General features: G+C 71.2%; 15 protein-coding genes. 1 reads left to right on the top strand and 14 read right to left on the bottom strand.

Annotated elements, in window-relative coordinates:
* Positions 1-100: 100 nt before the first annotated feature.
* From ACIRQ7_RS06620 to ACIRQ7_RS06610, 3 genes are read right to left on the bottom strand one after another with little or no spacing between them, the layout of a single operon-like run.
* Positions 101-997 (bottom strand): sucrase ferredoxin, encoded by an 897-nt coding sequence (locus ACIRQ7_RS06620; protein ID WP_404260415.1) that lies wholly within the window; start codon positions 995-997, stop codon positions 101-103.
* A gap of 10 nt (positions 998-1,007) precedes the next feature.
* Positions 1,008-2,213: a cupin domain-containing protein gene (locus ACIRQ7_RS06615; protein ID WP_404260413.1), complete on the bottom strand. Its 1,206-nt coding sequence runs from the start codon at positions 2,211-2,213 to the stop codon at positions 1,008-1,010.
* Entirely contained in the window at positions 2,210-2,578 is a 369-nt protein-coding gene (locus ACIRQ7_RS06610; protein ID WP_404260412.1) for a BatC protein, read from the bottom strand. The genes ACIRQ7_RS06615 and ACIRQ7_RS06610 overlap by 4 nt, the downstream gene beginning before the upstream one ends.
* A 660-nt stretch (positions 2,579-3,238) precedes the next feature.
* Here ACIRQ7_RS06610 and ACIRQ7_RS06605 point away from each other — a divergent pair.
* Complete coding sequence (locus tag ACIRQ7_RS06605; protein WP_404260410.1) at positions 3,239-5,335, top strand: SpoIIE family protein phosphatase; 2,097 nt, start codon at positions 3,239-3,241, stop codon at positions 5,333-5,335.
* Between the two features lie 50 nt (positions 5,336-5,385).
* Here the strand turns inward: ACIRQ7_RS06605 and ACIRQ7_RS06600 are convergent, their stop codons facing one another.
* The 11 genes from ACIRQ7_RS06600 to ACIRQ7_RS06550 all read right to left on the bottom strand — a co-directional run bounded on the left by ACIRQ7_RS06600 (position 5,386) and on the right by ACIRQ7_RS06550 (position 19,935).
* Positions 5,386-6,243, bottom strand: coding sequence for a hypothetical protein (locus tag ACIRQ7_RS06600; protein WP_404260408.1), 858 nt, complete (start codon positions 6,241-6,243; stop codon positions 5,386-5,388).
* Entirely contained in the window at positions 6,240-8,111 is a 1,872-nt protein-coding gene (locus ACIRQ7_RS06595; RefSeq protein ID WP_404260406.1) for a GMC family oxidoreductase, read from the bottom strand. Before ACIRQ7_RS06595 ends, ACIRQ7_RS06600 begins: the two co-directional genes overlap by 4 nt.
* Positions 8,108-8,566, bottom strand: a complete 459-nt coding sequence (locus ACIRQ7_RS06590) for a hypothetical protein (protein WP_404260404.1) — start codon at positions 8,564-8,566, stop codon at positions 8,108-8,110. The genes ACIRQ7_RS06595 and ACIRQ7_RS06590 overlap by 4 nt, the downstream gene beginning before the upstream one ends.
* A 479-nt stretch (positions 8,567-9,045) precedes the next feature.
* A complete protein-coding gene (locus ACIRQ7_RS06585) occupies positions 9,046-10,344 on the bottom strand; it encodes a PP2C family protein-serine/threonine phosphatase (RefSeq protein ID WP_404260402.1) in 1,299 nt (432 codons plus the stop codon).
* A gap of 287 nt (positions 10,345-10,631) precedes the next feature.
* Positions 10,632-11,279 (bottom strand): lactate utilization protein C, encoded by a 648-nt coding sequence (locus ACIRQ7_RS06580; protein ID WP_404260401.1) that lies wholly within the window; start codon positions 11,277-11,279, stop codon positions 10,632-10,634.
* The gene (locus ACIRQ7_RS06575) at positions 11,276-12,751 is read right to left on the bottom strand and encodes a lactate utilization protein B (RefSeq protein ID WP_404260399.1); all 1,476 of its coding nucleotides are present in this window, start codon (positions 12,749-12,751) and stop codon (positions 11,276-11,278) included. The genes ACIRQ7_RS06580 and ACIRQ7_RS06575 overlap by 4 nt, the downstream gene beginning before the upstream one ends.
* The gene (locus tag ACIRQ7_RS06570) at positions 12,748-13,515 is read right to left on the bottom strand and encodes a (Fe-S)-binding protein (RefSeq protein ID WP_404260397.1); all 768 of its coding nucleotides are present in this window, start codon (positions 13,513-13,515) and stop codon (positions 12,748-12,750) included. Before ACIRQ7_RS06570 ends, ACIRQ7_RS06575 begins: the two co-directional genes overlap by 4 nt.
* Positions 13,506-15,047, bottom strand: a complete 1,542-nt coding sequence (locus ACIRQ7_RS06565; RefSeq protein WP_404260395.1) for a rhamnulokinase family protein — start codon at positions 15,045-15,047, stop codon at positions 13,506-13,508. Before ACIRQ7_RS06565 ends, ACIRQ7_RS06570 begins: the two co-directional genes overlap by 10 nt.
* Positions 15,048-15,174: 127 nt before the next feature.
* A complete protein-coding gene (locus ACIRQ7_RS06560; RefSeq protein ID WP_404260394.1) occupies positions 15,175-17,214 on the bottom strand; it encodes a bifunctional aldolase/short-chain dehydrogenase in 2,040 nt (679 codons plus the stop codon).
* A 125-nt stretch (positions 17,215-17,339) separates the two neighbouring features.
* Positions 17,340-18,539 carry an L-rhamnose isomerase gene (gene rhaI / locus ACIRQ7_RS06555; RefSeq protein WP_404260392.1) on the bottom strand — a complete coding sequence of 400 codons (1,200 nt, stop codon included), beginning with the start codon at positions 18,537-18,539 and terminating at the stop codon, positions 17,340-17,342.
* Positions 18,540-18,642: 103 nt separating this feature from the next.
* A complete protein-coding gene (locus ACIRQ7_RS06550) occupies positions 18,643-19,935 on the bottom strand; it encodes an MFS transporter (protein ID WP_404260391.1) in 1,293 nt (430 codons plus the stop codon).
* Positions 19,936-20,179: the final 244 nt, after the last annotated feature.

Below are 20,179 nucleotides of genomic sequence, written 5' to 3'. Positions count from 1 at the left end.
CCGACTACGGCTCGGTGACGTGTGCGGGGGCTCATGGCCGCGCGGGGTGCACCCTGGCCGTCCGCATCGACGCCCCCACGCCGGCGGGTAGGAGAAGGGCTCAGCCCGCGCGGATCGACGTGACCTCGTAGACGACGGCCGAGCTCATGGACGGTCCGCGGCAGGTCAGCCGGCACGGTGGCGTGCGGTGGGCCCGCACCTCGACGTCGATGGCCGTGGGACGCGGCGGGCGGCCGCTCAGGCGAATCCGCCAGCGGTCGCTGTCGCGGAAGGTGTCGACGACCGCGTAGTCATGCCGGCCGGCCGGGCCGAAGCGTCTGAGCACGCCTGCGACAGCGGCCTGCTGCGGCGGGAAGAGATCCGTGTATCCGCGCAGGCGGTCTGCGTGAATGCGGCCGGCCAGGTGCTCTTCGACCGCTGTGAGGGAGGATCCCGCGTCGAGGCCGCCGTAGTAGACGCCGTCGGGTGCGACGACGACGTTGGCGGCGAACCTGTCACCCCCCACGTGCGTGCACTCCCACACCAGGTCCGGCCAGCGCCCACTCAGGACACGTCCCACGGGCCGTCCGCGCACGGCGCAGCAGGTGTCGTGCTGGCCGTGAGTGCAGACGAGAACGACGGGCGGACGGCCGAGTTCCCCGGGGGCACCGAGGGCCCCGACGATCTGCGCCAGGTCCTCGTCACGGCTCCACGTGCCCCATTGCTGACGGTAGGCGCCGGAGCTCTCATAGCGCAGTACGGCCCAGCGTCCGGGGCCTTCGGGCCTGCTGCGTCCGTGCCGCCTGACCAGGAGCACTCGTGCCCGCACCGCCTGGGCGGCGGAGAACACGAGCGCTTTGGTGCCGGGCTCAAGATTGAGGCCGTCGAAGCCGTTGGGCGGCCAGCCGCCCCGGTACTCGATGAGGATCCAGACGGAGCCGTGCGGTGCTGTGCCCACGATCGAGTCGCCGCGTATCCGGGCGGCATCGGAGCAGAAGAAGCGTTCCGTCGACGTCACCGTGGCGCAGTCACTGTTCGGCGGGCACCAGTACGCCCGCGCGCAGCAGTCTCCCGACGAGTGCGACACCGAGCTCGCCGGCGGTGCGGGTCTCACTATCGAGCAGGCGGGCCACCGACGGCAGGTCGGTCTCGGGGAAGTCCAGCCAGCCCACGCGTGTGGTCAGTCGGGTGCCCTCCAGCCGCGCTTCCAGCGCCTCTCGGAGCCGCACCGGGGACTCAGGGCCGAGGCCGTCGACGGCCCTGAGCTGGGACAGCGGTCCCAGCGGCGCCGGGCGTCCCTGGCCGCGCCGGGTGCGGTGGAACAGCGGGGCGGAATCCGCTTCTGTGACGGCGGCGACGAGGCGTTCGCGGACGATGTCGATCTCGCCGGCCGGTCCGTCCACGCCCAAGGGCAGCGTGCGGCGCATCCGCGGATCGTCGCGCAGCGCCGCGAGTGCGGAGTGGGCGAGCTGTTCGGCCAGCGCGTAGCGCGTCCAGCTGTGGATTCCGAGCGTCAGGTGGATCGAGACGTCGCCCTGCGCCTGGGCGGCGTGCAGCCAGCCCCGCGGGAGGTAGAGGACATCGCCCGGTGCGAGCACGGCGTCGATGGAGGCCTTGCCCTTCGCCGCCTCGGCCACGGCGGAGCTGCGGTCGGTCCAGGGCTGATCGGGCAGCGGGTCCGGGTGGACGGGCTCGTGGACGCGCCAGTGCTTGGTGCCTTCGATCTGGACGACGAAGACATCGTGGACGTCGTAGTGGTCGTCGAAGCCGCGGTTCTGCGGCGGCGTGACGTAGGCGTTGGCCTGCACCGGATGGCCCAGCTCCGTGCTCAGCCTGGCGCTGAAGTCCGCGACCGGGGCCCACGTGCGCTGCAGAGCCTGCAGGACGAGCGTGGCGCCGTCGGCGAACGCTCGCGACAGAGCGGTGTCGTCGAGCTGGTCGGAGATGGTGGCGCCGACCCCGGCGGACGAGGTGAAGGACGTCTCGGGAAGTGTGGCGCCGTCCTTGGCCACGCGGAGAAACGGTGTACGCAGTCCGCGACGCGAGATCAGTTCGTCCACGGCGTCGGCGGAGAACAGGTCGGAGAAATCGCTCGCGCGGTGGGTGAGCAAAGCTGTCCGCGCCCAGACCGTGCGGGCGAACTCCTCCCGGCTCAGGCCGGTCAGGCGGGTCTCCAGAACCCCGGCGCTCGCTGCGGCGCCGGCGTCCTGAAGCTCGGTTCGGAGGGTACTCAATGGCGGTTGCCGGAACCGTCCGCGCCGCCGTCCGCCCCTCCGTCGTGGACGCCGGGTGTGCCGGCCGCGCCGCCGTCCGCGGGGCCTTCGGCGCCGCCGTCCGCGCCGCCGTCCGCCCCTCCGTCGTGGACGCCGGGTGTGCCGGCCGCGCCGCCGTCCGCGGGACCCTCGGCGCCGCCGTCCGCGCCGCCGTCGGCACCTCCGTCATGCGCGCCGGGCGTACCGGCCGCGCCGCCGTCCGCCGGGCCCTCGGCGCCGCCGTCCGCGCCGCCGTCGGCACCCCCGTCGTGGACGCCGGGTGTGCCGGCCGCGCCGCCGTCCGCGGGACCCTCTTGCGGGTTCGGATTCTGCTCGGGACGGGTCATCTTTCCTCCTGAGAATCGAACGGCTGGGACCGGGCTTCCGTAATGGCGCCTGATCGTCGAAGAGGGCGATCCCTTATGGGCACCGCCCACATCACCGTATCGCTGCGGGGCGAAAGCATCGATTCGAGAGGGATATCCGGCCGGGCTCCGGACCGCAGATACGCGGCTGTGGAGTACGGCTCGGAATTCGGAACCTGGCGTTGCCGAATAACGCATGCGGACCGCTAATCGCTGCGATTTCAGAGCCCCGTGGCATTCCCCGACAGGCTGTACAGCGAGGTGCGGACAGGCTGCACAGAGAGGTAGGGACAGGCTGTACACGCGCGGATACAGGTGAGGCGCGCGCCGCCCCCGCATTCCGGTGAAGCCGATGTGCCAAACGGTGAATCCCGTCCGGGGGAGGGAGCCATCGCCGGAGCCGTGCCCCGGCCGGCCCCGCAGTCCCTGCCCCAGGCCCCCCGCACCTGGCGATCACCGGCGCGATCGTCGCCGGCGCGCCCCGGCAGCAGAAGCCGCTGCGCGTGCCCGGTGCATGGTCCGATCAGGTGCGGGCCCGGCGGATGCTGGAGGAGGATGGAGAGGCGACGTCGGGCGGCAGCGGGGAGACCTCAGGGAGCCCTGGCCCCTCGGGCGGTGACGGCGGGCGGAAGGAGGCTTGGGATGTGCGCAGCCGAGCCTTCCCCGGCTGAGCCCGGCCCGCCGGATGGCGTGACGTCGGAGCCGGGGGGCCTGCTGGATGTGCTGAGGGTTGCCGCGGCCGTGCTGGACGGGGACGGCCGGATCGTGCTCTGGAGCCCCCAGGCCGAGGAACTGCTCGGCTATTCGGCGGAGGAGGCGTTGGGCCGGTACGCAGGCAGGCTCCTGGTGCACGAGGAGAACATGGAGCTGGTCATGCAGCTGTTTGCCCAGGTCATGTGGGGCGACGGAAGCTGGGCAGGCGTGTTTCCCGTACGGCACAAGGACGGCAGCACCCTCCAGGTGGAGTTCCGCAACATGCGGTTGCTGGACGAGCACGGGAACGTCTACGCCCTGGGGCTGGCGACCGCACAGACCACGCTCCGCAGAGTGGAACGTGATCTGGCGCTGACCACCCGGTTGGTCTCGCAGTCCCCGATCGGGCTGGCGCTCGTGGACACCGACCTGCGGTACGTGAGCGTCAATCCGGCGCTGGAGCGCATCAATGGGCTTCCCGCTGCCGAGCACCTCGGCCGGCATGTCCGTGAGGCGCTCCCCTATCTGGATGTCGAGGCCGTCGAGTCCGCGATGGAGCAGGTGCTGGCCACCGGCGTCCCCCTGGTGGACCAGGAGTCCGTCGGACGTACCCCCGCCGATCCGGACAGCGACCATGTCTGGTCGGTTTCCTATTACCGGCTGGAGGCGGGCAACGGAAAAGTATTGGGGGTGGCCGTATCCGTCGTGGACGTGACCGAGAGGCATCGCGCCACGGTGGAGGCCGCGCACGCCCGGCGGAGCCTGGCGCTGATCGCGGAAGCCTCCCTGCGGATCGGGACGACACTGGACCTCGATCAGACCGCGCGGGAGCTCACCGACATGACCGTGCCGGAGCTGGCCGACGTCGCGGCGGTGGTCGTGCTCGACGCCATATTGACCAGCTCCGCACCGGCTACCTCTCCCAGCGGTCCGACAATTTTCCGTGCGCTGGCCGTGTCCGCGGCGTCATCATCCCAAGCGGTCGCCGCTGCCGACCCACCGGGCGAACTCGCGCGTTACGACGCCGACCGTCTGCTCGCCCGGTGCGTGCAGACCGGTCGCTCCGTCGTCGTTCCCCACGTCCAGAGCAGCGACCTGCCGTATATCGCGGGCTGCGCTGAGGATGCCGACCTCCTGGCCCGCGCCGGACTTCACTCCTACCTGGCGGTGCCGCTGATCGTGGGCGGCAAGGTCCTTGGCGCCCTCGACCTCAAACGCACCGACAACCCGAATCCGTTCACCCACGACGACGAGGCGCTGGCCGTGGAGCTCGCGGCGCGGGCCGCCATCTGTATCGACAACGCCCGCTGGTACGAGAGCCAACGCCACACCGCTCTCACCCTCCAGCGCAGCCTCCTCCCCGAGAGTCCCGAGCCGCGGCCCGGACTGGAGCTCGCCTATCGCTACCAGCCCGCTTCCATCGCCGGGGAAATCGGGGGCGACTGGTTCGACGTCATCCCGCTCACCGACGACAAGACCGCCCTGGTCGTCGGCGACGTCATGGGCAGCGGTATCAACGCGGCGGCCACGATGGGTCAACTACGCACCGCAACGCGGGCGTTCGCCGAACTCGACCTGGACCCCGCCCAGGTGCTGCACCACCTCGACCGCCTCGCCGACCGCATGGGACAGCTCATCACCACCTGCATCTACGCCGTCTACGACCCCCGCGACGGCGTGTGCCGCATCTCCAACGCCGGGCACCTGCCGCCTGCCCTCCACCGCCCGGACCAGGACCCGGAACTGCTCGATCTGCCCGCGGGTTCCCCGCTCGGCGTCGGCGCCGGCCCCTTCCAGACCACCACGCTCGTCCTGCGCCCCGGCGACGAGCTGCTTCTCTACACCGACGGACTGGTCGAAACCCGCGAGCAATCCATCGACGAACGGCTGAACGCCCTTCTCGCCTTCCTCACCGGGCCTCAACGGTCCCTGGAGGAGACCTGCGACGTACTCCTGTACACGTTGCGCCATCCCTGGGAGCACGACGACGTGGCCCTTCTCATCCTCCGGGCCGGGGCAGCGGCCGGCGAGGCACCGGCGGACTGACTGTCCGGTCGCGCGGACCGTGCGGTCAGGGAGGAGGGCGTCGCCCCGCCTCACTCGGCGCGCGGGACGTAGTAGGGGCGGTTGTGGGCCGCGACCGGTGGCGACTGGTAGGTCCATGCCCCGGCTGCGGGGGTGTCGCCGATGAGGGTGGCCAGGTCGGTGCCGACCGCTGAGGTCCCGTCATGGATGCTCAGCCGCACCCGCTCGGCGGCGCCGTCGGCCAGGGAGAGGTACTGGTAGGGCTGGTACACGTTCAGCGGGCCGGCCAGTGGCCGGCCGGTCGGGTCGGTGCCGTAGCCGGTGATGGGGGTGTTGTTCACCGGAGTGCGGGGGAGCCCGGTCAGTGCGGCCTCGAACGAGAACAGGGCCGTCTCGCCGCGCTCGATTCCGTTCCCGGACCGGGCGGGCCCGGCCTGCTTGCAGGTGACCGACCAGAGGTCGCCGGGCGGCCCGTTGGGGGAGGGCAGGGTGGTCTCGAACCAGGCCGGGTACTTGGGCTCGCCGTACAGCGCGGTCCCGGCCTCGATGGCCAGGGGGTTGTCGCACAGCACATGGAGCCGGGCGATGCCGAGCAGTTTGGTCTGGTCGTAGCCGTGCGCGAACTCCTCGTACGACAGGCGTGCCAGACGGTCGGCGCTCGCGGTCGGGTGGGCGATGATGCTGAATTCGATCTCCTGGGTGATGCCGCCGCCGTTGGGGTACTGCGCGAAGTACAGCTGGTAGTTGAGGGTGACGCAGGCCCGGCCGCCGAAGTCGGCCGCGCTCAGGTCGGGGTGGCGCTTGGCCAGCATGCCGCGCACCGGGCCCGGGTCGACGAGGTAGTCGAGGCCGATGTTGTGCAGGGCCCCGTAGAGGAAGGGCAACTGGTACGGCGCGGCGACGGGCGGCAGCGAGAGAGGGCGGGTCATGAGGTGGAAGCCTCCTCGGGTGTGGCGGGCACGGCGGTAGGTCCGGGAACCGGCAGTGCGACCGCTCCGCGCCGTCCGGTCAGATCCCGGTGGATCTGCTCGGCGCTGCGCAGGGTGATCGCGGCCATGGTGAGGGTCGGGTTCGACGTGCCGAGGGAGGGCATGCTGCCGCAGCCCACGGCGTACAGGTTGGGGTGGTCCCAGCAGCGTTGCCAGGAGTCGACGACGGAGTCGGCGGAGTGTGCGCCCATCAGGTGAGTGCCCGCCCCGTGGCCGGCGCCGCGGTAGGCGTAGGACTGTCCTCCGTACGCGAACCATCCGGGCTGGGCGGGCCCCTGCTCATACCGGCTGTGGTCCTGCGCCCCCAGGAGGGCGAAGATCTGGTCGGATACGGCCTTGGCGGCGGCGATGCCCCGTTTCACGTGGTCGGACAGGTCGTAGGTGAGAACCGGACGCGGGTTGCCGAGCAGGTCGCGGTGGCGGGTGTCGAGAGTGACACGGTTGGCGGGATCGGCGCTCTGCTCCATCTCGAACTGCAGGGCGAACTGCCGTCCGATCCGGTCCCCGACGGCCTGCCGCAGAGCCTTTCCGAACAGTCCCCGGCCTGCGCCCGCGGCACCGGGCATGTCGCGATTCCCGTGGCGCAGCAGGGCGGCGACCTCGTCGTCGGGCGGACCGGCGGCCCAGCCCCAGCCCCAGTTTCCGATCTCGATCCGGAAGGGAGCACGGGCGGCGCGGGCCGGGCCGAAGCGAAATCCCTCCAGGCCGGAGGTCGATCCGGGCCCTCGGTAGGGCCCCGTCCGCTCGGGCATCAGGCCCCAGGTGAGCAGAACCGGGTGGTCCATCAGATTCCGGCCCACCTGACCGCTGGAGTTGCCCAAACCGGAGGCGAGCAGGAGCCGGGCATTCTCGATCGCGTGGGCGGCCAGCACCACGATGTCCGCATGTACCGTCCGCCGGGTGAGGGTGGCGGGACGGGCGGGATCGTCGTACTGCTGGTACTCGACGCCGGTGATCCGGCCGGTGGCGTCCGTGTGGAGCCGTCCGGCCACGGCGCGGGTGAGCAGGGTGACGGTCGGGCCCCAGCGTTCCTGGGTACGTCGCGGTGTGTATTTCGCCCCGGTGGGACAGAGCGGAATGCAGCTGGCGCTGCCTTCGCAGGCGGGCCCGTGTGCGTCGGTGGCCGTGCTGTTGCGCGCCTGAGGCGTCCCGACGACGCGCAGTTCGATCGGGTGCGGATGCGCGGGGTCCAGGACGTGGCGTCCGTCGAGTCTTTCGGCGAGCATCCTGTCCAGGTGGCTCGCGGGGGCGGGACGGTGCGGGAAGTCATAGCCGTCGGGAAAGGGGAGGCCGGCGTGGTCCCGTTGCTCGGCCAGGTCGCCGGCCACACCGAGCTCGTGTTCCGCGGCGCGGTAGTACGGTTCCAACTCGTCATAAGAGATAGGCCAGTTGCGGCCATAGCCGAGGTCTTCGGTGCGGAAGTCCTCCGGGTGCATGCGCGGGGTGAGGCCCGTCCAGGCGGTGCCCGTACCGCCGTTGACGCGTAGATAGCCGCTGGCGTAGGGCAGGGGGCCGTCCTGGGTCAGATACCCGTCGGCTCGGTACCCGCCGCCGGGAACGCCGCCGATATCCAGGACATCGGGTGAGGGGACCAAGGGGTTGGCGGCGATCGCCGAGCTGGGGACTTTCGCCGGCGCCGCCCGGAAGCGTTCCCCGTCCGAGGCCTGCCCGCCGTCCTGGTCGCCGTCACCCACGCCGGCCTCCAGGACAAGCACATGCCAGCCCCGTGCGCCCAGCTGCTGGGCCATCAGCGACCCCGCGATGCCCGCGCCGACCACGATCGCATCGACGTGCTCGCCGCTGGTCAACGCCGCCCTCCCGCCACAGCGGCGGGCGGCTGCGCCCAGGAGCCGTGACCGGGGCGTCCCACCCCGGGGGCATGGCCGCCGAAACTGCGCCACACCAGCCCCTGGGCATACGCGCGCGCCGCGATGCCGGGGGCAGGCCGGTCCGCTTGCCCCGGCGGGCCCGGCCACACGCCCAGGTACCACAGGTGGCATACCGGCCGCGCGAGGTCACGGAGCCCTGCGTCCTCGTCCAGCACGGCCTGAAGGTCGGCCGATACATCGGCCAGAGCGTCGACGAGCTTGCGATAAGACGGCGATCCGAGGCGCTGGAGCACGATCGCCCGGTAGGTTTCCGCCATTCCCGTGGCGGCGAGTTCCGTGGCGTCGAACCCCGTCAGCGCGACCGAGAGAGCGAGGAACCGCTCGGCTTCCCGCGCACGGCCGGGCGCGGCACCGCTGCCATCCGGGGCGTTCACTCGGCGTCCCGCTCTAAGAGCCTGTCCTTTTTTGTCCCTGGCACCAGCTGTATCCCCTTCTATGTAACGCTTGTTGACCGCATCGGGCTTATGCGCCGAGATCTCTACCTCCGCACCTTCCCGTTCATGCCTCGGTGTCCGGGCCGAGTGCGGGAACAGCCGTGCCCTGCGGGGACGGAGGGGAGGTGCGCCGGCGGTGCGCTCCGGCGGGCAGGCGCGTGCCGGAGCGCATGCCGAGGCCATTTCTGCGCCGCCGCGGCGGCGACGAGCCCGACGGGTGGCCTTCAGCAGACGCCCGCGTCCGGGAGCGGATGACGCTGTACCGGGCCACCGCCCTGTCCACGGTGGGTGACCGCCTCGACTCCATGCCCCGCGTGCCCACTGCGGCCTGGGCGCGCGGGTGTCGTCCCGGGTACGGGCGGGAAGCGCCGCTGAGGTGCTGCCCCCTGCGCCAACGATGGTGGGCCCCGGGGCGGCCTTCAGGACGCCGTGGTCTGGTGGGCGTCGTTTCCGGGAGCGGCGTAGGGGGAGTCGGGGGAGGGCCAGTCCAGGCACAGAACGGTGGCGTCGTCGCGCGGGTCGTGGTTCGAGAGCTCCAGGACGGTTTCGGTGAAGAGGCGTACGGCGTCGCGCGGGTGCCAGTCGCCGGTCTGCCGGATCAGGTCGCTCAGATCGGCTTCGGGACCGTGGGGCTCCAGCATGCCGTCGGTGAGCAGGATCAACCGGTCGCCCTGCCGCAGGTCGAGGCTCTGCAGCCGGTAGCCCGGGTTCGGGGTGACCCCGAACGGCAGGTCGACCTGGGGAGCGATCTCTTCGACCTGCCCCTCGCGCAGGCGCAGCGGCCAGACGTGGCCGGCGTTGACGAACGTGGTCCGGCCGGTGTCGAGACTGACGCGCAGCAGCTGACCGGTGGCCATGACCTGGCCACCGTGCCTGATGAGGGCCTCGCGTACCTGCTCCGATTGGTCCGTGAACGCTTGATGCGCGCGGTCCGCGTAGTCCGCGACGGCCTGGTGGGCGTCGTGGGCCTGGTCGAGAAGGCTGCCGCCGGCCCGGCGGGCATTGCGCAGGGCTCCCACCACCATGGTCGCCACCAGCGCGGCCTGTACGTCGTGCCCCATCGCGTCGGTGAGAGACAGGTGCAGGGCATGGCGGTCGAGGGTGTAGTCGAAGGTGTCCCCGCCGATGTCGGCAGCCGGCTCCATCGCTCCCGCGACGATGAACCGGCCGCTCTCGCAGGTGAAGGAGTCGGGGAGCAGACGGTGTTGGATCTCGGCGGCCAGTGACAGCCGTGTGGTGCGCCGGCCCCATTCGTACAGATCGGTGAAGCGCCGGTTGGTGATGACCACGTAGGCGAGCGCGTGTGCGGCCTCGACCATGCGTTGCATCGTCTGTCGGTCGGGGCGGGTGGGCAGTTTCAGCTCCAGCAGGCCGATCGCATCCCCGCGATCGGACACCGGCGCGATGACCTGGACCAGGCCCGGTCCGGCCGCTCCTGCCCGCTCTCCATCCGCCACGTGTACTTGCTGGGTGCGGACCACATGCTCGTACACCGTGCCGCGCAACCGGATCCGCCGCGGCTGCTCCGGCCCGCCCTCCGCAGGTGCCCCCGTGAGCCGTACGACGGCCTTGCCGCCGAGGTCCGTGACCAGAAAGGACACCTCGGTCGCGGCGAGCCTCTCCGCGAGCAGCCGGGCCAGCACGGAGACGGCCATCTCCGGGGGCGCCGACTCCACCGAGGTCAGCAACTCGCCCAACCAGGCCAGCTTGTCTGCCACGCGGCGCTCCTCCTCGGCGGCCTCGGCCGACCCGTCGACCGTCCCCGGCCGGGAACGCTCGGGACGGCACATCCCTCAGCGATCGGCGATATATGGTGCTGTGCGATATGTGGTGCTGTTTGCGAAGAATATCCTCTTAATGGCGATATTGGTCGCAGCGTGGCGGCCCCGAGTCGGCCGGGGCGGCGGACGAGTCGTCACGCCCTGCGCCCGGCCCCCGGCGACCGGGTGCGCGGGGCCGCCCGCCCTCGCGGTGCGCACCGTCTCGGCGCCGGCCGGTCAGGGCATCAGCCTCCCAGGAGCACCACCGCGAGGGTGCGCGGCCCGTGGACACCCTCCACCCGGTCGAGTTCGATATCGCTCGTTGCGGACGGGCCGGAGATCCAGGTCTGCGGGCTGGTCGGGTCGAGCCGCTCCAGGCCCTCGCCCACCGATCCGACGACCTGGTCCGCCGTCCGTACCACGCAGATGTGGTGGTCGGGGATGAGCGTGATCCGGCGCCGTCCCTGGCCGGGCCCGGCGTCGAGCACGATCGTGCCGCTTTCGGCGACGGCCACCGCACACCCCGTCACCACGCTGTCCACGGTGTCCAGCTCCTGTGTGGGGGACGCCGGGTCGTCCCGGACGATCTCCGCGGCGATGTCCGCCGTCCACGCGGTGGGCAGTCCGCCGGGTATCAGGACGCGCGCGGCGGCACGCGCCGTGAGCAGGTCGCCGATCAGCGCGGGCAGCGCCCGCTCGTCCGGGCAGCGGTGGACGAGCGCGCGGTAATCAGCCAGGTTCTCCGCGAGAAGATCCACGGTCTGCGCGGGGGTGCGGCGCCCGTGCACCCGCAGATAGTCGCGGGGCACGGCGACATCCTGCGGCTGCTCCTCCCTCGGCACATCGGACAGGGCGCGGCGCACCCGCCCCAGCACCGTTTCCCGGCTGCTCACTTCGTGTCTCCTTCCGGGCGGGTGCGGTGCCACCAGTCGCGGAAGGACTCGGCGGGCACCGCAGGGATGTCGCGGGTGTCCGTCCAGGCACGGCCGGGACCGGGGAGCCGCTTGGGGTGGAGGCGCCGGGTGCGGGCCGCGAGGCGCTGCCCGGCACCGAGAGCCGCGGGCCGGTCCAGGGCCCAGCGGGCGGCACGCATGGCCGCGCGTTCGGCGGCGTGGCCCTTGGCGGGCTTGAGGGTCCGCCGCTCACCGCGGATCGTCACCGCGCCGCCCTGTACGACGCGCTCGCGGAGGTGCACGAGGACCTCGGGGATGTCGATGGCCACCGGGCACACCTCGTAGCAGGCGCCGCACAGCGACGACGCGTAGGGCAAGGACGCGTCGAGCTCGGTGGCCGTACCCCGCAGCTGCGGGGTGAGGATGGCGCCGATCGGGCCGGGATAGGCGGAGCCGTACGCGTGGCCGCCCGCCCGCTCGTACACCGGGCAGACGTTGAGGCAGGCCGAGCAGCGGATGCAGCGCAGCGCCTGGCGGCCGACCTCGTCGGCGAGGGTGTCGGTGCGGCCGTTGTCGAGGAGGACGAGATGGAAGGTCTGCGGGCCGTCGTCGTCCGTCGTACCGGTCCAGGTGGAGGTGTACGGGTTCATCCGCTCCGCGGTGGACGACCGCGGCAGCGTCTGCAGGAAGACCTCCAGGTCCTGCCAGGTCGGGACCAGCTTCTCGATGCCGACGACGGATATCAGGGTCTCCGGCAGCGTCAGGCACATCCGGCCGTTGCCCTCGGACTCCACGACGACGAGGGTGCCGGTCTCGGCGACCACGAAGTTCGCGCCCGAGATACCCACCTTGGCCCGCAGGAACTTCTCCCGCAGGTGCAACCTGGCGGCCTCGGCCAGGGCGCGGGGGTCGTCCGTGAGGTCGGCCGGGGCCGTCCGCCCCCAATGCTTCATCTCGCGTCGGAAGATGTCCCGGATCTCGGTGCGATTGCGGTGGATGGCCGGGACGAGGATGTGCGAAGGGAGGTCGTTGCCGAGCTGCACGATGAGTTCGGCCAGGTCCGTTTCGTACGCGCGGATGCCGGCGCCTTCCAGTGCCTGGTTGAGACCGATCTCCTGCGTGGCCATCGACTTGACCTTGACGACCTCGCTCTCACCCGTCATCCGCACCAGCTCGGTGACGATGTGGTTGGCCTCGTCCGCGTCGGCCGCCCAGTGGACATGACCGCCGGCCGCCGTCACGGCCGCCTCGACCTGTTCGAGGTAGTGGTCGAGATGGCGCAGGGTGCGGTTCTTGATCGCGGCGCCCGCGTCCCGCAGCTGCGCCCAGTCGTCCAGCTCCGCGACCGCCTTGGCCCGCTTGTCGCGGATGGTGTGGGTCGCATGCCGCAGAGTGCCGCGGAGCGACGCGTCCTGCGTCGATTCCGCCGCCGCCTTCGGGAAGGCGGGCATGCCGAGATAGGTGCCGCTCATCGGTTGCCCATCAGGTAGGGGGAGTCTTCGGTGGCGGCCAGGATCTCCGCGATGTGGACCGGCCTGACGGGGGAGCCGCGCCGCGCGAGCGTGCCGCCGATGTGCAGAAGACAGGAATTGTCGACCGTGCAGACGGCCGAGGCCCCGGTCTCCTCGATGTGGCCGGCCTTGTCGGCGCCCATGGCGGCGGAGACGGCCGCGTTCTTCACCGCGAAGGTGCCGCCGAAGCCACAGCACTCCTCGGCTCCCGTCAGCTCTCGCAGTTCCAGGCCCGTGACCTGCGACAGCAGCGCCAGCGGACGCCTGCCGAGGCCGAGCATGCGCAGCCCGTGGCAGGTGGGGTGATAGGTGACGGTGTGCGGGAAGTACGCGCCGACGTCCGTCACACCGAGGACGTCCACCAGGAACTCGGTCAGTTCGTACGTCTTGGGGACGGCGCTCGCCGCCGCGGCCGCGAGCTCCGCTCCCCGTCCCTCGGCCCGTGCCTTCGCCCCGATGCGCGGATAGTTGTCACGGACCATGGCGGCACACGAACCGGACGGGGTGATGACGTAGTCGTGCTTCTCGAATGCCGCCGCGTACCGCCGCACCAGCGGCTCGGTCTCGTGCCGGTAGCCCGTGTTGAACTGGGGCTGACCGCAGCAGGTCTGGGCGGCAGGGAAGTCGACCTGCACGCCGAGCCGTTCCAGCAGCGTGACGACGGCCCGCCCGGTCCCGGGATACAGCGTGTCGTTCACACACGTCACGAAGAGCGCTACGCGCATGCCGCCTCCTGTGCCGTCCCGTTGGGCTGCGGGGCGGGCGAGAGCCGCGTGACGGCCCGGTCCCAGGCGGCGCGACCGCCGGCAGGCGCGAACCGCCGCAGCGGCACGGTACGGCCCAACAGGGCGCGCAGGTCGGCGAGTTCGCCGTGGACGGCGCCCGTGGCGCGGGCCTGGACGAGGACGTTGCCGAAGGCGGCCGCCTCGGTGGGGCCTGCGACGACCGGCAGACCGCAGGCATCCGCGGTGAGTTGGCACAGCAGCGCGTTGTGCGCGCCACCCCCCACGATGTGCACGGCGTCCACGTCCCGGCCCGACAGACGCTGCGCGTCCTCGACGGCTCGGCGGTGCGCGAGTGCCAGCGAGTCGAGGACGCAGCGGGTGACCTCGGCGGGGGAGTCCGGGACGGGCTGCCCCGTACGGCGGCAGGCGTCGGCGATGCGCTGCGGCATCCGTCCGGGCGCAAGGAACTCCGGATCTCCGGCGTCGACGACGCTGCGGAGCAGCGGCACGCGGGCCGCCCGGTCGATGAGGGAGCCGAGTTCCTGAGGGCGGCCCTCGGCCTGCCAGTCGCGCAGGCACTCCTGGAGCAGCCACAGGCCCATGACGTTGCGCAGATAGCGGACGGTGCCGTCGACCCCCAGCTCGTTGGTGAAGTTCGCCTGCCGGCTCTCCTCCGTCAGCACGGGGACGTCCAGTTCGAGACCCGCCAGGGACCAGGTGCCGGTGGCGATGTAGGCGAACCGCTCGTTCCGGGCGGGGACCGCCACCACTGCGGAGGCGGTGTCGTGGGAGCCGACCGTGGTCACGGGCACCGGCCCCGCGAGGCCGGTCCGTGCGAGGGCGTCGGGTAGCAGGCGGCCGGCCGGATCGCCCGGCCGGCGCAGCGGCGCGAACAGGTCGAGATCGATGCCGAGCGGCCCGGCGACGGACCGTGCCCAGTTGCCGGTCCGGGGATCGATCAGCTGCGTGGTGGAGGCGTTGGTGAGCTCTGTCCCGGCTTCGCCCGTCAGCCAGTACGCGATGAGGTCGGGGATCATCAGCAGCCGGTGCGCGGCGGCGAGCGCGGAGGTGCCCTGTGCCGCGGTGAGCTGGTAGATCGTGTTGAACGGCAGCTGCTGGAGGCCGGTGGCCGCATACAGCTCCTGGGGCGACAGCACCGCCGCGACCTTCTCCGCCATGCCCTCGGTGCGGGCGTCGCGGTAGTGAACCGGGGCTTCGAGCAGCGTGCCCGCCGCGTCGAGGAGCCCGTAGTCCACCGCCCAGGTGTCGATTCCGATGCTCGCCGGCGCGCGGCCCGCGCTGCGGCCGGCCGCGCGCAGGCCCTCCAGCACACCCCGGTGAAGCGCCTGAATGTCCCAGCGCAGGGTGCCGGCCGTGCGCATCGGCTGGTTGGGGAAGCGGTGGACCTCCTGCAGACGGAGCGTGCCGCCGTCCCGGTCGGATGCATGCCCGACCATCACACGGCCGCTGGACGCGCCGAGGTCGACGGCGGCGAAGGGGAGGGGTTCGGTGGGTGGCACGTCGGACCTCATGGATCGGAGGAGGGGGAGCGGAGCGGTACGGCCAGGGACCGTCGGGCTCCGCACCCTGCTGCTGGGTGATGCGGGCCGGTGGTGCGGGGAGGCGGGCCGGTCCTGCGCGGCCCGCCTCCCCGCTGTCTCAGCGCAGGAAAGCCGCCGCGACGCCCGCGTCCACGGGGATGTGCAGACCTGTGGTGTGGCTGAGGTCCCCGCCGGTGAGGGCGAACACCGCATTGGCCACATGCTCGGGCAGCACTTCCCGCTTGAGCAGCGTCCGCTGGGCGTAGAACTCGCCGAGCTTCTCCTCCTCCACCCCGTAGACGGCGGCCCGCTCCGCGCCCCAGCCCCCGGCGAAGATGCCGGAACCACGGACGACACCGTCGGGGTTGACGCCGTTGACCCGGACTCCGGACGGGCCCAACTCTGCTGCCAGCAGCCGCACTTGGTGCGCCTGGTCGGCCTTCGTGGCGGAGTACGCGATGTTGTTCGGCCCCGCGAACACGGCGTTCTTGGACGCGATGTAGACGATGTCGCCGCCGAAGCCCTGCTCCGCCATCACACGGGCGGCCTCACGGGACACGAGGAAGGAACCGCGGGCCATGATGTCGTGCTGGAGGTCCCAGTCCTTGGCCGTCGTCTCCAGCAGCGGCTTGGAGACCGAGATGCCGGCGTTGTTCACCACCAGGTCGACTCCGCCGAACGCCAGGACGGCCGCCGAGAACGCCGCGGCGATCTGCTCCTCCGACGTCACATCCACCGTGACCGCGACCGCCTTGTCCGGGCCTCCCAACTCCTCTGCCACAGCAGCGGCGTTGTCGCCGTTCAGGTCCGCCACCACCACACACGCACCCTCCGCCACAAGGCGGTGAGCGATCGCCTTGCCGATGCCGCTGCCCGCACCCGTGACCAGGGCGACGCGGCTCGCCAGCGCCCGTGGCTTCGGCATGCGCCGGAGCTTGGCCTCCTCCAGCGCCCAGTACTCGATGCGGAACTTCTCCGACTCCTCGATCGGCGCGTACGAGGACACGGCCTCGGCGCCGCGCATCACATTGATCGCGTTGAGGTAGAACTCGCCAGCGACCCGCGCCGTCTGCTTGTCCTTGCCGAAGCTGAACATGCCGACACCCGGGATGAGCACGATCGCCGGGTCGGCGCCGCGCATCTGCGGCGAGTCCGCGTCGGCGTGCCGCGCGTAGTAGGCGGCGTACTCCGCGCGGTACTCGGCGTGCAGCTCCTTGAGGCGGGCGGCCGCGGCGTCCAGTGGTGCGGAGGGCGGCAGGTCCAGCACCAGCGGACGGACCTTCGTCCGGAGAAAGTGGTCGGGGCAGGAGGTGCCGAGCGCGGCCAGTCGCGGGTGCTCGACCGACGCGAGGAAGTCGAGAACGGCCCCGGAGTCGTCGAAGTGCCCGACCTGGGGGCGGTCCTGCGAGGCGATACCCCTGATCAGCGGGGCCAGGGCGGCGGCGCGCTCCCTGCGCTCGGCCGCGCCGAGCCCCGCGTATCCCTCGATCACGGGACCGAAGGGCTCCGCCTTCCCGTGCTCGGCGAGGAACTCCTCCGCGGTGCGGATGATGTGCAGTGAGCGCCGCTCGCACTCCTCGGCGGTGGCACCCCACGCCGTGATGCCATGACCGCCCAGGATGCAGCCGATCGCCTGTGGGTTGGCCTCCTTCACGGCCGCGATGTCCAGGCCGAGCTGGAAGCCCGGACGCCGCCACGGCACCCACACCACGCTGTCGCCGAAGCACGCGGCGGTCAGCTTCTCGCCGTCCGCGGCGCAGGCCAGCGCGATCCCCGAGTCGGGGTGCAGATGGTCCACATGCGCGGCGTCCACGAGGCCGTGCATCGCCGTGTCGATGGACGGCGCCGCGCCTCCCCTGCCGTGCAGACAGAAGTCGAACGCGGCGACCATCTCGTCCTCGCGCTCCACCCCCGGGTACACGTCCTTGAGCGCGTGCAGCCGGTCGAGGCGCAGGGCGGCGAGCCCGTCGGCGGTGAGGGTCCCCAGGTCGCCGCCCGAGCCCTTGACCCACATCAGCTCGACATCGCCGCCGGTCACCGGGTCGGCCGCGGTGCCCTTCGCCGAGGTGTTGCCGCCCGCGTAGTTGGTGTTGCGCGGATCGGCGCCGAGACGGTGCGAGCGGGCCAGCAGGGCGGCGGCTTCGGGATGGGGTGCCATGGTGTTCTCAGTCCTTCTCAAAGTGGGTACGACAAGTGCCCCGGAGGGCGCGGGAACTGTGCGACCGGCCCGGTACGGGCCGCGGCCCGCTACCGGCCTTGCCCGGCCGTTCCGAACGGCAGGCCCTAAGCCCCCCAGCCGGCCTGCTGTCCGCCGATGCGCTCGGCGGCGATGCGCTCCGCCCAGCCGGAGGCGTGGTAGGCGGCGACGGGATCGGCGTTCAGGCCCAGTTCCTCACGCACCTCGCCCAGCATCGGCCGTACATCCGTGTTGTAGGCGTCCATCAGCACCGCGTTCGCGGCGAGGACGTCACCGGAACGCTGCGCGGCCGACAGGGCCTCGTCGTCGACGAGGAGCACCTTGGCCGTGGCCTCCTGGACATTCATCACCGAGCGGATGATCGCCGGGATCTTGGCCTCGATGTTGTGGCACTGGTCGAGCATGAACGCGATACCGGAGTCCGCGTCCAGGCCGCCGCCGCGCCGCACTTCGTCCATGATGCGGAACAGCTGGAACGGATCGGCTGCGCCGGCCATCAGGTCGTCGTCCGCGTAGAAGCGCGAGTTGAAGTCGAACGCGCCGAGCTTCCCCTCCCGCAGCAGGAGAGCGACGATGAACTCGATGTTGGTGCCCGGAGCGTGATGCCCGGTGTCCACGCACACCTGCGCCTTCTCGCCGAGCTTGAGGCAGTGTGCGTACGACGTGCCCCAGTCCGGCACATCGGTCGCGTAGAAGGCGGGCTCGAAGAACTTGTACTCCAGCACCATCCGCTGGTCGTCGCCGAGCCGCTCGTACACCGTCTGCAGCGCCTCGGCGAGTCGGTCCTGGCGGGCGCGGATGTCGTCCTGGCCGGGGTAGTTGGTGCCGTCGGAGAACCACAGCTTCAGGTCGCGGGACCCGGTGGCGTCCATGATGTCGACGCACTCCAGGAGGTGACCGGTGGCCTTGCGGCGCACGGCCGGATCCGGGTGGGTGACGCTGCCGAGCTTGTAGTCGTCGTCCTGGAAGACATTGGAGTTGATCGTCCCCAGCGTGAGGCCGCGGTCATCGGCGTACTTGGCGAGCGACTCGTATCCGGCGGCGCCCCCCTCGACCCGGTCCCACGGAATGTGCAGCGCCACGGTCGGCGCGGCGCCGGTGAACTCGTGGACCTTCGCCGCGTCGTCGAGCTTCTCCTGCGGGGTGCGGGGGACGCCGGCCTGGGCGAACACCTTGAAGCGCGTTCCCGAGTTTCCGTACGCCCAGGACGGCGTCTCGATCGCCTGGCGCTTCAGGACCGCCTTCGCGGTCGCTGTCCGCTCCTCGTGTGCTGTGGACCCGGTCATGTCTCTCCTGTGAACGATCGCTGTTCTGCGCGCGATGAAACGATTCAATACCCGACGCTAAACGGCTCGTGAGGCGTGTGTCAACGGAGCCGGCAGGCCTTGTTCAGGCCGCGGCCCGCTCGGCTTCGAGCTGGTCGAGGGGCTTTCCGGTGGTGTTCGGCATGAACAGACCGATCACGCCGCAGACCAGCAGGCAGCCGGTGAGGAACGCGGCGACCGTGGTGATGCCCGTACTGGCGAGGGTCGGCACGAAGAAGGACCAGATGCCGAGGAAGACCCGGGCGACGCCGAACGAGATGCCCTGGGCCGTGCCGCGCAGCATCGTGGGGAAGAGCTCCTGGCTGACGGTCTTGTAGAAGCCCTCACCCGCCATGGTCTGGCCGATGCCCCACAGGATGACGTTGAAGATGATCGTCGAGAGGGTGAAGGGCAGCACCAGGAAGAGCCCGTAAGCGGTGATCTGCATGACGGAACCGGTGATCCACATGGCCCTGCGGTACCGGTGGCCCCGGTCCGACAGCCGCATGAAGAGGGCGATCGTGCCCACGATGGCGAGCGCGAAGCCGGCGCAGGACAGCAGCACGCTGGTGGCCTGGGTGCCCGCGCCGAGGGTCTTGACCATGTACGGGGTGAAGATGCCGTTCGTGCCGGCGGCGAGGTTCCAGAACAGATAGATGCCGCCCGTGTAGAGCAGGGCCCGCAGGTTCGGGCCGCTGAGCAGGTCGCGGACCCTCGCCTTGGCCGCGTGGCCGGACCGCGCCGCCGACTTCCATACGGCGGACTCCGTCATGCCCCGGCGCAGCGCGTAGGTGACCAGCGCGACCACGAACAGATGGAGGAAGACGAGGCGGATGCCGAGCAGGCCGAGCCCGGACACCGCCCAGGCCAGCAGCAGCACGACGACCGGGCCGAGATTCCAGGTGACCTGGGTCAGGCCCATCAGCTTGCCGCGCGCCCGCGCCGGTGAGAACTCGCCGACCAGGGCGAGCGAGGTGGGGACGTCGGCGCCGACCGCGAGACCGACGAAGAAGGTGCCGATGAACAGCATGGTCGGGTTGACCGCGAGGGCTATGAGGAGGATGGCGGCGGCATAGATGAGCAGGTCGTACTGGTAGATCCGCTTCCGCCCCAGCTTGTCGCCGAGCCTGCCGCCGATGAAGGCGCCGATCGCGGCCCCCAGGGCGTTGGGCCCGATGGCGGTGAGGGTGCCGACGGCGTTGCTGGACAGGCCCATCTCGTCCTGGAACAGGGAGAGGCCGGAGCCGAGCGCGACGATCGAGCCGGCGTCGAGATAGGAGGCCATTCCGGCCAGCGCGGTCCACTTCCACTGCTGCTTGGTCACGGCGCCGCTGTCGGGGGCGTCCGCAGTGGCCTTCACGGTCTGCACGGGCGTCACGCGGGACTCCTTCGTGTGTGATTGAAACGACTCAAAGCTGACCCACGGATCGAGGGTCAGTCAAGACATCTGGCGGTAATTCTTTGATCGCCACGCTGCGCCCCCGGTGTCGGCGGGCGCAGCTGCCGGTGCGCGGTGAGCGGGTTCCGGTGGGGTTGACGGGCGATATGGGCGGGCGCGAAACTCCACGGGATCACGAATTGAATCCATTCAATCCACGGATCGATCCGCGGACAATCCACCA

It is taken from the genome of Streptomyces sp. NPDC101393 (assembly GCF_044767385.1).
Classification (GTDB): domain Bacteria; phylum Actinomycetota; class Actinomycetes; order Streptomycetales; family Streptomycetaceae; genus Streptomyces.
Note: the sequence above shows the minus strand (reverse complement) of the source record. Positions and strands in the feature narration are given on the sequence as shown.